We start from the raw sequence: 14,004 nt of genomic DNA on the forward strand, positions 1-14,004 counted from the left end.
CTAGGCGTAGAGCCCGTGCAGGAACCAGCGGGCGTGCTTCGCGTCGCGCTCGCGGTAGATCCAGTAGCGCGCGGCGGCTTCGTCTTCGGCGACGAAATAGTCGCGCACGGTCAGGGCCGGGTCCCACCAGCCGCTTTCGATGCGTTCGGGGCCGCGCATCAGCCGCAGCGCCTGGCCGCCGTATTGCGGGCGATGGCCGGACAGCTTCAGGGGCAGCGGCGGATCCAGCAGCCAGAAGGGCCGGTCCAGCAGGGCGGGCAAGGGGGCGGGCCGCGGGGCGGGGGCCAGCGCATCGCCCCAGGCGTTGGCGGTCTCGGGGCGGTGATCGGGAACGGGACAGGCATGGCGCACCTGGCCGCGGCCCAGCCGCGCCACCAGCAGGTCCAGCAGCCTGGCGTGGTCGTCGGCGGTGCCGCCGGGCTCGGGGAACAGGGTGGTGCTGGCCGAGGGCTGCTCCACCGTGTCCGGCGCCAGCAGCGCGACGGCGATCACGGGCGCTTCCAGCGTGTAGCGGGCCAGTTTTTCGCGCAGCAGGTTCAGGATCTGCTGCGCCTGCCAGACCGGTTGCGCCAGGGCCAGTTCCAGCTCGGCGGGCGGCCGGGCATGGCGGCCGCGTTCGTGCTCCAGGCTGAGCACCACGCGCCGCACCGCCAGCTGCCGGGCGGCGAGCCACCCGCTCAGCTGTTCGGCCAGCCGGCGCGCCACCGCCAGCACCGCGTCGGTGTGCTCCACGTAGTCCATGAGTTCGATGCGTCGCGCGAACTGGGGCGGCGGTTCGATCCAGGGGTAGAGTTCGGGCGCCAGGCCGTAGGCGGCGTCCAGGGCCTGGAGCAGTTCGGGCGCGCTGCGCCGTTGCAGGCTGGCGCGAGGCAGGGCGCGCAGGTCCGCCAGGGTGTGGCAGCCGATGTCGTTCAGCCAGTCCAGGCGCGCCTGCGCCTGGGGCAGCAGCGCCAGGGGCAGGGCGTCCAGCCGCCGGGCCAGCGTGGGCAGCGCCAGGGTGCGCCGAGGCGCGCGCCGGCCAGGGCTGCGGGCGAGCAGCCAGGCGCCCGTGGCGGTGGGGGCCATGCCCAGCGTGACGCGCAGGTCCAGCGCGCGCAGCGTGGCGGCCACCCGCCGGCCCAGGGCCCGGGGGCCGCGGAAGAACATCAGGCTGGCGCCGACGTTCAGCAGCACGGTGTCGTTGCCGGCCAGGGCGACTTCGGGCGTGTATTGCAGCAGGGCCAGGGCCGCGCCCTGCAGGGTGTCGGCTTCGGCCTGGGCGTCGCGGGCCAGCAATTCGACCTCGGGCGCGATGGCGGCCGCGCCCGCGCGGCGCATGCCGGGCCTGACGCCGGCCCGGCGGGCGGCGGGAGTGAGGGCGGCGACGCGTTCCTGGTCCAGGACGGCGAACGCCTGCTCCTCATGCGGCCAGTGCGGGCGTAGGGCGTCCAGCGGCAGGCAGCGCAGGCAGGCGGCGATCCAGAGGCGCATGGCGGGAGGAGGAGGAAGAGGCGGCGCCGGGTTCCAGGCCGACGTACAGCGGCGCGTCGCTGACGGGCCCCCGGCGCTTGAGGATATGGACGGACAGGCCCCCCGGCGCGGGCGCCAGCGCCAGCCGCAAGGGGGCGGGGGTGGCGTTCTGCGCCGCGGCGGAGGGGCGCACGGCGACGAATAGCAGGTCGCTGGCCTGGGCGGCAAGGTGCAGGCGGCGCAGGGATTCGGGGCGCACGCGGGGCAGCCAGCAGATGAGCGCCCCGCAACTGCCGTTCTTCAGGATCTGTTCGGCGGCCCACAGCGTATCGGCCGGTTTTTCGGGAGCGACCCAGAGCAGTTGGCGAGGGTCCAGCCGCCAGCTCATCCAGCTGGCGATATGGGGCGCGTGCGGCGGCTGCACCAGCGCGATGGCGCGGCGGGTTTCCAGCTGGGCCAGCGCCGGGCGCAGCAGGCGGATTTCCCCGATGCCGGGATGCGGCGCCAGCAGCTCGATCAGCGAGCCCAGGGGCCAGCCGCCATCGGGCAGCTCGGCCGACAGCGCGGCATGGCCGGTGGGCAGGCTGCGGGCGGCGCCCTGGGCCAACTGGGTGGCGCGCCATAGCGCGGGATGGATGCGTTCTGGGGACTGCATGGCGGGTATGGGCCCGATTCGGGAAAAGGAACGCGGGTCAGCTCGTATAGAAATTACTGTATGAATAAACAGTATTCTACCCGTGTTTCGACGCGCGGGGCGTATCGAAAAGTGCGGGCCTGATGCACTAATGTGGTGCGCCATGCCGGTTCGAACCGCCCGCCGGGACCGGGCTGGCTCCCTCGGGTTTCCCCTGGAATGGAGCGCTCCGCCCTCTGGTTTCCCGCTTGGCATGGTTCCTGCTTGTGAGGAAATGTCACCGTCTCCTCGTGCAACAACAACCAGGAAAGGAGTGCTGAACAATGGCCCATCAACCGGAAAAAATCGTCGAACTCTCGCGCCGCGTCGAGCGCATTTCCAACGAAAAGATCGAGAGCATTGTCGATATCAACCAACAAGCCAAGTACCTGTCCTTGAACGCCCGCATCGAGGCGGCGCGTTCGGGCGAGGCGGGACGCGGTTTTGCCGTGGTGGCCAATCAGGTCCAATACGTATCCGAGCAGATCACCGGGATCGCGGACGCGCTCAAGGAGGAGCTGGCGGGTTCGATCGCCGATCTGATCCGCATCGGCGAAAACACCTTGCACGAGATCCGCGGCTACGAAGGCCGGCGGTTGGGCGACCTGGCCCTGAATATGATCGAAACCATGGACCGCAACCTGTACGAGCGGTCCTGCGATGTGCGCTGGTGGGCCACCGATTCCTCGTTGGTGAATGTGCTGGAGCAGCCGGACGCGCAGGCCGCCGGCCATGCCAGCCGGCGCCTGGGCGTGATCCTGGACAGTTATACGGTGTACCTGGACTTGTGGGTGGCCGATGCGCAGGGGCGGGTGGTGGCCAGCGGCCGCCCGGACCGCTACCCGCAGGTGCGCGGCGCCAATGTGGCGCATACGGAATGGTTCCGCCGCGGCATGGCCACGGCGGACGGCGGCGGCTACGCGGCGATGGACGTGGAACGCGAGCGCCTGCTGGGCGATGCCCACGTGGCCACTTACGCGACCGCGATCCGCGCGGACGCGGACAGGCACGGCAAGCCGCTGGGTGTGCTGGGGATCTTCTTCGACTGGGCGCAGCAGGCCGACAGCATCGTCACCTCGGTCGGTCTGTCGGACGAGGAATGGACGCGCACGCGCTGCATGCTGGTGGACCGCAACCAGCGCGTGATCGCGGCGTCCGACGGCGCCGCCTCGCTGAAAGAACGCTATGTGCTGCGCAATGACGGGCAGCCGCGCGGTTTTTACGAAAACGCCGACCGCAGCCTGGTGGGCTATTCCGTGACGCCGGGCTACGAAACCTATGAAGGCCTGGGCTGGTACGGCGTTATCGTGCAGCAGCCGCGCGCGGCGTTCGAGTAGGCGGCGAGCCGGGGCCAGAGGCGGCTCCGGCGTCCCGCTCCACCCCGTCGAAACGCATGTCTTCGTACCGGATCCAGCGCGATTTGCGCAGCAACCTATGGCCCAGCCACAAGGCGAGGAACAGCGGAATCGCCAGATAGGTGGAGACCACGCCGATCCAGTCGATGCGTTCCTCCAGGAACGCCTGGTAGTTCTGGCCCAGCGTGACCAGCAGGCACAGCACGAAGGCGAGCAGCGGGCCGAAAGGGAACAGGCCGGCCTTGTAGGGCAGGTCGGCGGTGTCGTAGCCGTGTTTCACGTAGCCCTGGCGGAAGCGGTAGTGGCTGACCGCGATGCTCAGCCACACGATGAACTCGGTCATGCCCGCGAAGTTCAGCAGCCAGATGTAGACGGCCTTCGGGCTGTACACCAGGCTGAACAGGCACAGGCAGGCCAGCAGCGCCGTCGCCAGCAGCGCGTACAGCGGCACGCCCTTGCCGGTCACGTACCGGAACACGGCAGGGGCCTGGCCTTCGGCCGCCATGTTGAACAGCATCCGCGTCGCGGCGTACATGCCCGAGTTGCCGGCGGACAGCACCGAGGTCAGGATGACCGCGTTCATCACCGTGGCCGCCGACAGCAGCCCCGCATGCTGGAACACCAGGGTGAAGGGGCTGACGGCGATGTCCTCGACTTCGTTGCGCAGCAGTTGCGGGTCGGTATAGGGCAGCAGCAGGCCGATGATCAGGATGGCCAGCACGTAGAACAGCAGGATGCGCCAGAACACGTGGTTGATCGCGCGCGGCACGTTGCGCCGGGGATTCTCGGATTCTCCGGCGGCCACGGCCACCAGTTCGGTGCCCTGGAAGGAATAGGCCACCACCATGGCCACGCCGACCCAGGTGGCCGCATTGCCCACGAAGGGCGCGTCGCCCACCTTCCAGTTTTCCAGGCCCACGGGGACGCCGCCATGGATGATGCCCGCCAGCATCGCCAGCCCGACGCCGATGAAACACAGCACGGCGGCGACCTTGATGATGGCGAACCAGTATTCGGCCTCGCCGAAGCTGCGCGCCGAAAACGCGTTCAGGCCGAAGGTCAGGGCCAGGAAGGCCACGCTCCATATCCATCCCGGCGTATCGGGAAACCAGTACGCCATGACGAGCTGCGCCGCCACCACGTCCACGGCCACGACCGTGGCCCAGCTGATCCAGAAATTCCACCCGAGGGCGAAGCCGAAGCCCTGGTCCACGTAGCGCGAGGCGTAGGTGCAGAAGGATCCCGATACGGGCATGAAGGTCGCCAGTTCTCCCAGGCTGGTCATGATGAAATAGACCATCAGCCCGATCGCCAGGTAGACCAGCAGGGCGCCGCCGGGGCCGGCTTGGGCGATCGCGGCGCCGGAGGCGACGAACAGGCCGGTGCCTATGGCCCCGCCTAGCGCTATCATCGTGAGGTGGCGCGCCTTGAGCACGCGATGCAGCTGATTCTGGCCGGCTGGCGTGGCGCCGGTTTCCGTGGTCGGTGTTTGCATTGCTGGGTAGGAGATTGCCGTCGCGCCGGACGATCAGGCAAGGCGAGGGCCGGGAGCGGGCGGCCTGGCCGCCAGGCAACGCGCGCAAGCCCGCCGGTCCGTGGCGGTGCGGCGCAGGTTGCTTCAAGCCGCGCATTTTACAATGCGGTCATTCCGGGGCGGTCCGGCCGCCCCATGCCAGTACGGAGCAGTTTCATGGCGTCTTCCCGTTCTATCGAATTCCTACCCGAGCCCGGCGTCGACGTGCGCCAGCTTTTCATCCTGCTGCATGGCGTGGGCGGCTCGCCCGACAACCTGGAACCCCTGGCCCTGGCCGTGCGCAAGGCGTTTCCGACGGCGGCGGTGCTGATTCCCGAAGGCTTCGAGCCCTACGACGGCGGCGGCGCGGGCCGGCAATGGTTTTCGGTGCGCGGCGTGACCGAGGAAAACCGCCCCGAACGCGTGGCGCTCGCCCTGCCTCCCCTGGAAGCCTATGTGCGCCAGGCGCAGGCCCGGTTCGGCCTGTTGCAATCCGACACGGCGCTGGCGGGGTTCTCCCAGGGCGCCATCATGGCGCTGGAACTGGTCCAGGCGCACGACGGCATGGCGGGCCGCGTCATCGCGTTTTCGGGCCGCTACGCCCAGCTGCCGCGGTCCGCGCCGCAATACACCACGCTGCACCTGCTGCACGGGGCCGACGATCCGGTCATGAGCGTGGAGCACATCCAGGCCGCCCAGGCGCGCCTGACCGAACTGCACGGCGATTCCACCATCGACGTCGCCACCCATGTCGGGCATGAACTGCATCCGGCCCTGATCGAACGCGCCATCATGCGCCTGCAGACCTGCGTGCCGCTGCGCAGCTGGGAAGCGGCCCTGGGCCTGAACCAGACGCCGCCGGACGGCAGCACGGTGCATTGACCCGGCGGGGGGGCGCTCAGGGCAATTCGCCGCGCACGCGCTCCGAGAAGCCCTCGGCCAGCATGATCTTCTTGCCGTCCAGGTCCAGCAGTCCCTCGCGCTTGAGGCGGTTGAGCACGCGGGTGACGGTGACGCGGGACAGGTCGATGAGGCTTCCGATCTGCTCGTGCGTCAGGTTGACCGTGATGGGGGCCTGCGGTCCGCAAGCCTCCTGGTGGGTCTGCCGGAACTGGTCGAAGAAGCGGATCACGCGTTGTTCGGGCGGGTCGAAGATGGCCTGGCGCAGGCGCGCGACCATCTGGCGCTGCTTGACGCTCAGCAGATAGATCAGCGCAAGCGCGAAGTCGGGGTCCCTCCGTACCAGGTCGGGAATGCGTTCGGTCTCGAACCGCAGCAGGGACGTGTCTTCGATGGCGCGCGCGCTGGAGTAGCGGGGCTGGCCCAGGAAGGCGGCCGCTTCGCCGATGAGGCTGCCCGGCCCCATGATGTTGAGGATGGATTCGTGGCCGTCTTCGCTGAGCATGTGGACATGGACCTTGCCGGTCACGACCACGTAGAAGACTTTGTCGACCTGCCCCTGGCTGAAGAGGTTGGCGCCGCTGGGCAGCGCGACGCGTTGGCCCACGTGGCCAAGCGAGCGCAGGTAGGCCGCCTGCTCCCCCTGGGGCAGCCAGGTCTCGGTGGCGACATGACGTGCCGGGCCATTCGCTGGTTTGGCCACGATTTCCCTTGATTTGTGTTTGTCGTTCTGTATGCCTCCGGATTATACGGCGGGCTGGCGGCAAGCCGGCGAATTGCCTGGTCCGCGCAAGCGCGGGTCAGACGCCCCAGCGAGGAATGGCGTGGCCGCCCATCGAGATGCAGACGTTCTTGATTTCGCAGAAGGTTTCCAGGCTGGCATCGCCGCCTTCGCGACCCACCCCGGAATCCTTGATGCCGCCGAAGGGCTGGCGCAGGTCGCGCACGTTCTGGCTGTTGACGAAGACCATGCCGGCCTCGATGCCGCGAGCCAGCCGGTGCGCCTTGCCCACGTCCTGGGTCCAGACATAGGAGGCCAGCCCGTAGCGGCTGTCGTTGGCCAGGCGCAGGCCCTCATCCTCGTCGTCGAACGGAATCAGGCAGACTACGGGACCGAAAATCTCTTCTTGCGCCACGCGCATGCGGTTGTCCACGCCCGCGAGCACGGTAGGTTGCACGAAATTGCCCTTGGCCACCCGCGCCGGCAGGTCTTGGGGCACGCCGCCTCCGGCCGCCACCACGGCGCCCTCGCGGCGCCCGATCTCAATGTAGCCGGTGACCTTTTCCCAATGCTGGCGGGTGATCATGGAGCCCACGTTGGTGCCCGGATCCCGCGGATCGCCCACCGTCAGGCGCGCGGCGCGCTCGGCGAATTCGCACGCGAAGCGGTCGTAGATGGTGCGCTGCACGAACACGCGCGAGCCGGCGGTGCAGCGTTCGCCGTTGATCGAGAAGATGGTGAACAGCGCCGCGTCCAGCGCGCGTTCCTGGTCGGCGTCGTCGAACACCAGCACGGGGGATTTCCCGCCCAGCTCCATCGACAGCCGCTTGATGCCCGCCCGCTCGGCGATGCGCCGGCCGGTGGCGGTGCCGCCGGTAAAGGAGATGGTGCGCACGTCGGGATGGCGCACCAGCGCGTCGCCGGCATCCGCGCCATAGCCGTGCACGATGTTGAGCACGCCCTTGGGCACGCCAGCTTCCAGCGCCAGGCGGCCCAGCCGGTCCGCCGTCATGGGCGAAAGTTCGGACATCTTCAGCACCGCGGTATTGCCGAGCGCCAGGCAGGGCGCGACTTTCCAGGTGGCCGTCATAAGCGGCACGTTCCAGGGGGAAATCAGCCCGCACACGCCCACCGGTTGCAGCAGCGTGTAGTTGAGCATGGCCGAATCGACCGGAAAGGTCTGGCCGTTGATGCGGGTGGCCACTTCGGAGAAGAAATAGAAGTTCTCGCTGGCACGCGGAATGAGCTGGCGCGAGGTCTGGTGGATCGGCAGCCCCGTGTCGTCGGTCTCGAGCTCGGCCAGTTCGGGCACGTGGCGTTCGATCAGGTCGCCCAGGCGGCGCATGATGCGGGCGCGCTCTTTGGCGGGCAGGCCGGCCCACTTGGGGAAGGCCTCCTTGGCGGCGGCCACGGCCAGGGCGATTTCACGCTCGCCGCCGAGCGCGACCTCGGCCAGCGCGTCGCCGGTGGCGGGGTTGGTATTTTCCAGTACGGCGGGGCTTTCGACATCCTTGCCGTCAATCAGGTGGGGAATCATCACTGCATTCTCTTGGTCTGGAGGAGTGGAAGCGGGGCTCAGGCGCCGCGCGCGGCGATGGCGTCGATCTCGATCTTCAGGCCCGGCCGGCCGAGGTGGGCGACACCCACGGTCGTGCGGCTGGGCGGCCGGTCGGGGAAAAACTCGCGGAACACCGCGTTCATGGCGCCGAATTCGCCGATCATGTCGGTCATGTGCACCGTCATCTGCAGCACGCCGCCGGCCTCGCAGCCGGAGGCGGCCAGCAGGGCCAGCACGTTATTCAGCGCCTGGCGCGTCTGCGATTCGATGTCGGGCGCGAAATCGCGCGTGCCGGGCGCGAAGCCGACCTGCCCGGAGACGAACACCAGGTCGCGCCAGGCCACGGCGGGCGAATGCGGCAGGCCGGCATCGCGGCCAATGATCTGTTTTTCCATGGCGTATTCCCTGGGCCGCGGATCAGGCGGCCGATCCGATCACGGCGACGGCCTCGATCTCGACCTTCAGGCCGGGCCGGGCCAGGTGGGCCACGCCCACGGTGGAGCGTGCCGGCGGCCGGTCGGGGAAGACGCGCTTGAATACGGCGTTCATGGCCTGGAAATCCGCCTCCATGTCGGTCATGAAAACGGTGGTCTTGGCCACGTCCGCCATGCTGCCGCCCGCCGCCTCGACGACGGAGCGGATGTTGCGCAAAGCCAGCTCGGTCTGCTCGGTGATGTCGTCGGAGAAGGCACGGGTGACGGGGTCCGAGCCGGTGTGGCCGGACACGAACAGCAGGCGGTCGACCAGGACGGCCGGCGAGTAGGGACGGTGCGGCAGCAGGCCGGTGGGCGGAATGATGACGTGGCGGCTCATGGGCGGAGAATCCTGCGTGGAGGTTGGGTCAGTCGACATAGGTAGGGATGGCGCGGGTGATGGGATCGGACACCGGCTGCGGACGGCCGTCGACGAGAGACGCGACGGACATGGATTCCTCGTACCAGCGGCGCGGAGGCGGCGTGCCCCAGAGGCTTTGCCGCCGCGGGTTGTCCAGTTCCCAGCGAAGGGGCGCCTGGTCGCGGTCCACCGTCAGGTAGTCGCCCGTGTACAGCTCGAAGCGATTGCCGTCGGGGTCGCGCACATAGACGAACAAGGCGTTGGAGATGCCGTGGCGGGCCGGGCCGCGCTCGATATTGTCGGCGTAGCCAGCCGCAGCCAGGGCGTCGCAGGCGCGGATCACGCCCATGGGCTCCATCAGAGAGAAGCCCGCGTGGTGCACCGTGGGACCTTTGCCCGTCATTACGGCGATATCGTGGATGGTGGCCTTGCGATACAGCCAGCTCGCCCAGACGCGTTCTTCGGGCGGGGCCGACACGGTGTATTCCGAGCAGAAGAAGCCGAGTTCGCGCGTATACCAGTCGAAGCCGGCCTGCGCGTCGGGCACCAGCACGTTCAGGTGGTCGAGCCGCGTGGGGCAGCCGTGGCGGTGTAGGTGATACTGCTGCAGCATCCACGGCGCCTGGTCCATGTGCGCGTAGTACTCGACCGGAAAGCCGAACGGATCCTGCACGCGCAGCGCGCGGCCCTGGCCGCGTTCTTCGCCGGCCTCCAGCCAGCGGATCGGCAGGCCCAGGCCCTTGAATTTGGCGGCCAGGCGCTCCAGGTCTTCTTCGCAGGAAACGCGGAAGCTGAAATGGCCGATGCCGGGCGAGGGCGAGCGCGTCAGCACGACGCTGTGGTGCTCGCGGTCCTCGATGGCGCGCAGATAGACGTGGTCCGCGTCGGATTCGGTTTCGAACAGTCCGACCACGTCCACGTAGAAATCGCGGGCGCGGGCAAGGTCCGATACCAGGTATTCGATGTGGCCCAGCCTGAGAATGTTGAAGTCGGGCTTGCCCGGCGCGTAATCGATCATTGGGAGTCTCCTTCCGGAACACGCGGCGCGGTCCGGTTCGTGTTGATGAAATTCTGCGCGCCCCGAGGGCGTGGCGTCTGTATCGCGGGATACACCGCGCTATTCTTGCCTGGCCGCGGTCCGTACCGGGAAGCGCGCCTCAAGCCAATGGCCCAGCGCCAGCAGCCGGTCTTCGCGGTACTTGGGCGCCACCCACTGCACGCCGGCGGGCAAGGCGCCGCCCTGGGGCCAGACGGGGTAGGACAGGGCCGGGACCTGGGCGCTGTTGAACGCGGGCGTGTAGGGGTTCCAGGACATCCAGTCGTCTCCGGGTTGGTCGGGAGGCACGTCGCGGCCGGCTTCGAAGGCGCACAACGGGACGGTCGGCAGCATCAGCAGGTCGACCTGGCCGAACAACACGGCCAGTTCGTTCGCGTACCGGTCGCGCTGCTGGCAGAGGGCGTGGTAGCGTGAAATGGACCAGTCGTCGACCCCGCGCACGAAGCCGATCAAGCCGGGATCGAGCCGGCCGCGCAGTTCGGGGGCCACGGCGCGCACCGCGGCGGCGCAGCCCAGCCGATACAGGTCCTGGCCCACGCGCGAAGCCGATTCGATGTCGTAATCGATTTCCTGCACCTCCAGATCGTCGGCGCGCAGCGCGGCCAGCGCCTCGTCCATGGCGGCGCGCACCGGGGCCGAACAGCGCGGGCTCCAGCGCCGGGGCGACAGCAGGCCGATGCGCGGCCGGGCGGCGGGCGCGTCGGCGGCGCCGTCCTCGCCCAGGCATGAGGTCCAGTCCAGCGGCGACGCGCCGCGCGCGGCGAGATAGGCCGCCCCCAGTTCGTCCATCCCGGCAGCGATAGGCCCCGTGTGCACGATGTTCGAGAAGGCGCTGGGCAGGGGCGACAGCGGGATCCGTCCGTGCGTGGGTTTCAGTCCGATGGTGCCGGTGAACGCGGCGGGGATGCGGATCGAGCCGCCCGCGTCGCTGCCCATCGACACGCGCACGATGCCCGCGGCGACCGCCGCGGCGCAGCCGCCGCTGCTGCCGCCCGGCGTGAGCGCCGGGTTCCAGGGGTTGCGCGTGATCCCGAAGGCCGGGCTGTCGGTGACGCCTTTCCAGTTGAATTCAGGCGCGCGCGTCTTGCCCAGCAGGACGGCGCCGGCATCGGCCAGCCGCTGGACGAACACGGTATGGGCTGCGGCCAGCTCGTCGGACGTGACCGCCGAGCCGCGCCGCGTGGGCCAGCCGCGCACGGCGGCGAATTCCTTGATCGCAATCGGCATGCCGTCCAGCGGGCCCAGCGGCGCGCCGCGGCGCCAGCGTTCCTCGGATCGACGCGCGGCGTCCAGAGCGCCCTCGCGGTCGATCAGGGCGAAGGCATTGAGCGCCGGGTCGGCGCGCTCGGCATGAGCCAGCGCGCTGCTCGTCACCTCCACGGGCGAGGCTCCTCCGTCTTGATACAGCTCGCGCAGGCGCTGGAAAGGAAGTTGATGCAACATGGTTTTGCTCCTAGTGTCGGCCCGCCTCAACGGGCGCAGGCTCCGAGATAGCTGGCCAGCAGGTCCGGGTCTTGCGCGAGTTCGGCCCCGCTGCCTTGCTTGACGATGCGGCCCAGCTCGATCAGGTAGGCCAGGTCGGCGCTTTTGAGCGCGATGCGCGCGTTCTGCTCGACCAAGATGACGGTCAGGCCCTCGCGCCGGCGCAGGTCCACCACCACGTCCATGATCTGCTGCACGATCAGGGGCGCCAGTCCGATGGAGGGTTCGTCCAGCAGCAGTACCCGGGGATGGGCGATCAGGGCGCGGCCGATGGCGACCATCTGCTGTTCGCCGCCGGACAGGGTGCCGGCCAGTTGTTCGCGGCGCTGCGCCAGGACCGGAAACAGGGCGTATATCCGGTCCAGTTCGCGTGCGAAATCGGTGCGCCGGCGAAAGGCGTAGGCGCCCAGGCGCAGGTTGTCCTCCACTTTCATGGAGGCGAACAGCGAGCGCTTTTCGGGCACCAGGCACATGCCGCGGCGCACGCGTTCTTCGACCGGGGAGCTGCCCAGGGCGTCGCCATGCAGCAGCACCCGGCCGGCGCGGGTAGGCAGGGCGCCCATCAGCGCCTTGAGCAGGGTGGTCTTGCCGGCGCCATTGGCGCCGATGAGCGACACCAGCTTACCCTGGGGCACATCGAAGCTGATGCCGTGCAGGGCGTCGACCCGGCCGTAGCTGACCGCAAGGTCCTTGACTTCGATTGCGTTCATGCCTCGGCTCCGAGATAGGCGGCCACCACGGCCGGGTTGCGCTGCACTTCCTGGCGTTCGCCCTGCGCCAGCAGCGCGCCGTAGTTCAGGACGAACAGGTAGTCGACGCAGCCCATCACCAGTTCCATGTCGTGCTCCACGAGCAGGACGGCCATGCCTCGTTCGTCGCGTAGCTTGCGCATCAGCTGGACCAGCACGGCTTTCTCCGGGCCGCGCAGGCCAGCAGCAGGCTCGTCCAGCAACAGCACGCCGGGCCGCGCCATCAGGGCGCGGGCCACCTCGACCAGGCGCTGGCTGCCCAGCGTCAGGCTGGCAGCCGGGCGCAGCGCCTGCTCCGCCAGGCCGACCAGCTCCAGCGCGGAGCGGGCTTCGCGCGCCAGGCGGCGCTCCTCGGCGCGGTCCAGGCCCAGCGCGGCCGATAGCAGGCCGGCCTTGCCCTGGATGTGGCCGCCGATCAGCACGTTGTCCAGCACGGTCAGTTCGGGCACCAGCTGCACGTGCTGGAAGCTGCGGGCAACGCCACGCCGCACCACTTCATGCGCGCGGGCCGGCAGTGTGTCGCCGTCCAGCGCGACTCGGCCGCCGCTGGCCGGGAGCACCGCGGTCATCACGTTGAACAGGGTGGACTTGCCGGCGCCGTTGGGGCCGATCAGCCCGGTGATGCGTCCCGGCGGAATATCCAGCGTCACGTCCTTCAGTGCCTGCAGTCCGCCGAAGCGCTTGTGCACGGCGTCCACGCTCAGGCGCTGGCCGGCGGATACGGGATGCGGCGCGGCCTCCTCGTCCGCCGCGGCAGGACGCGAAGGCGGCTTCAGCCGCACCCAGGTCAGTAGGCCGTTGGGCCAGCGCAGCAGCGCTACGATCAGGATCAGTCCGAACAGCATGGTTTCCATCTGACCCGGAATGCCCAGCAGGTTGGCGATCAGGTATTGGGCGCCGAGCTCGATCGCGGTGAAGGCCAGCACGCCCAGTAAAGGCCCCAGCGGATGCAGGCAGCCGCCCAGCACCACCATGATTAGCAGGTTGAAGGAGACGCCGATGGAGAACGAGGTGGGGCTGAGGAAGCTCATGTAGAAGGCGTAGATCCCGCCCGCCAGGGCCGCCAGCGCGGCCGAGAGGACGAAGATGCGGATCTTGGCCGCAGCCACGTCCACGCCGAAAGCCGCGGCCATGGTCGGGCTCGCCTTGATGGCGCGGGCGGCGCGGCCCATGCGGCCGCGGTAGATCCGGCAGTACGCGACGAAAGCCAGGCCCACCGCGATCCACGCCACCGCGCCCATGCCGCGGGTACCGACTTCCAGGCCGAAGATGCGCGGCGGCGGAATGTCGGACAGGCCGGAGGCGCCGCCGGTCAGGTCGGTGGCCGCCACCAGGCAGACATAGGCGGCGATGCCCCACGCCAGCGTGGCCAGCGGCAAGTAGTGGCCGCGCAGGCGCAGCGTGAGCCGGCCGATCACATAGGCCGCCGCCGCGCACGCCGCCACCGCCAGGGCGATGGCCAGCGGCGGCGGCACGCCGTAGTCGCGCGCCAGGATCGCGGAGGCGTAGGCGCCGCCGCCCAGAAAGGCGGCATGACCCAGCGACAGTTGCCCCGCCGCCAGCAGGAAGGCCAGCCCCAGGCAGACCAGGGCATTGGTGCCGGCCAGCGTCAGCAGGCCGACGTAGTAGGTGGGGAGCAAGAGGATCAGCGCCGCCACCGCGAGGGCGGCGCCGGACAGGTACAGTTTTTCGGGTTTCATCGGCATGGGCGCG

13 protein-coding genes are annotated in these 14,004 nt (G+C 69.3%); 2 read left to right on the forward strand and 11 right to left on the reverse strand.

The window, feature by feature from the left end:
• Entirely contained in the window at window positions 1-1,470 is a 1,470-nt protein-coding gene (locus tag ACN6PJ_RS01185) for a Y-family DNA polymerase (protein WP_427994063.1), read from the reverse strand.
• Complete coding sequence (gene imuA / locus ACN6PJ_RS01190; RefSeq protein ID WP_427994064.1) at window positions 1,400-2,104, reverse strand: translesion DNA synthesis-associated protein ImuA; 705 nt, start codon at window positions 2,102-2,104, stop codon at window positions 1,400-1,402. Before imuA ends, ACN6PJ_RS01185 begins: the two co-directional genes overlap by 71 nt.
• A gap of 302 nt (window positions 2,105-2,406) precedes the next feature.
• On the opposite strand from imuA, the gene ACN6PJ_RS01195 reads away from it, so the two are divergent.
• A complete protein-coding gene (locus tag ACN6PJ_RS01195) occupies window positions 2,407-3,459 on the forward strand; it encodes a methyl-accepting chemotaxis protein (RefSeq protein ID WP_427994065.1) in 1,053 nt (350 codons plus the stop codon).
• Here the strand turns inward: ACN6PJ_RS01195 and ACN6PJ_RS01200 are convergent.
• Complete coding sequence (locus tag ACN6PJ_RS01200; RefSeq protein WP_427994066.1) at window positions 3,425-4,972, reverse strand: amino acid permease; 1,548 nt, start codon at window positions 4,970-4,972, stop codon at window positions 3,425-3,427. The two genes, ACN6PJ_RS01195 and ACN6PJ_RS01200, sit on opposite strands and share 35 nt — an antisense overlap.
• 195 nt (window positions 4,973-5,167) lie before the next feature.
• On the opposite strand from ACN6PJ_RS01200, the gene ypfH reads away from it, so the two are divergent.
• Window positions 5,168-5,872 (forward strand): esterase, encoded by a 705-nt coding sequence (gene ypfH, locus ACN6PJ_RS01205; protein WP_427994067.1) that lies wholly within the window; start codon window positions 5,168-5,170, stop codon window positions 5,870-5,872.
• 16 nt (window positions 5,873-5,888) lie between these two features.
• Here the strand turns inward: ypfH and ACN6PJ_RS01210 are convergent, their stop codons facing one another.
• The 8 genes from ACN6PJ_RS01210 to ACN6PJ_RS01245 form a co-directional block, all read right to left on the reverse strand.
• On the reverse strand, window positions 5,889-6,593 hold the full coding sequence (locus ACN6PJ_RS01210) for a Crp/Fnr family transcriptional regulator (protein ID WP_427994068.1): 705 nt from the start codon (window positions 6,591-6,593) through the stop codon (window positions 5,889-5,891).
• A 97-nt stretch (window positions 6,594-6,690) separates the two neighbouring features.
• Window positions 6,691-8,151, reverse strand: a complete 1,461-nt coding sequence (gene hpaE / locus ACN6PJ_RS01215) for a 5-carboxymethyl-2-hydroxymuconate semialdehyde dehydrogenase (protein WP_427994069.1) — start codon at window positions 8,149-8,151, stop codon at window positions 6,691-6,693.
• A 35-nt stretch (window positions 8,152-8,186) separates the two neighbouring features.
• Entirely contained in the window at window positions 8,187-8,564 is a 378-nt protein-coding gene (locus ACN6PJ_RS01220) for a RidA family protein (RefSeq protein ID WP_427994070.1), read from the reverse strand.
• A 22-nt stretch (window positions 8,565-8,586) separates the two neighbouring features.
• A complete protein-coding gene (locus ACN6PJ_RS01225) occupies window positions 8,587-8,982 on the reverse strand; it encodes a RidA family protein (RefSeq protein ID WP_427994071.1) in 396 nt (131 codons plus the stop codon).
• A gap of 28 nt (window positions 8,983-9,010) precedes the next feature.
• Window positions 9,011-10,021, reverse strand: coding sequence for a 3,4-dihydroxyphenylacetate 2,3-dioxygenase (gene hpaD, locus ACN6PJ_RS01230; RefSeq protein ID WP_427994072.1), 1,011 nt, complete (start codon window positions 10,019-10,021; stop codon window positions 9,011-9,013).
• A 99-nt stretch (window positions 10,022-10,120) separates the two neighbouring features.
• Window positions 10,121-11,503, reverse strand: coding sequence for an amidase family protein (locus ACN6PJ_RS01235; RefSeq protein ID WP_427994073.1), 1,383 nt, complete (start codon window positions 11,501-11,503; stop codon window positions 10,121-10,123).
• A gap of 26 nt (window positions 11,504-11,529) precedes the next feature.
• Entirely contained in the window at window positions 11,530-12,252 is a 723-nt protein-coding gene (locus tag ACN6PJ_RS01240; protein WP_427994074.1) for an ABC transporter ATP-binding protein, read from the reverse strand.
• On the reverse strand, window positions 12,249-13,997 hold the full coding sequence (locus ACN6PJ_RS01245) for an ABC transporter permease subunit (protein ID WP_427994075.1): 1,749 nt from the start codon (window positions 13,995-13,997) through the stop codon (window positions 12,249-12,251). The genes ACN6PJ_RS01240 and ACN6PJ_RS01245 overlap by 4 nt, the downstream gene beginning before the upstream one ends.
• Window positions 13,998-14,004: the final 7 nt, after the last annotated feature.

The sequence above is a fragment of the Achromobacter sp. genome (assembly GCF_050285585.1).
GTDB lineage: Bacteria > Pseudomonadota > Gammaproteobacteria > Burkholderiales > Burkholderiaceae_B > Achromobacter.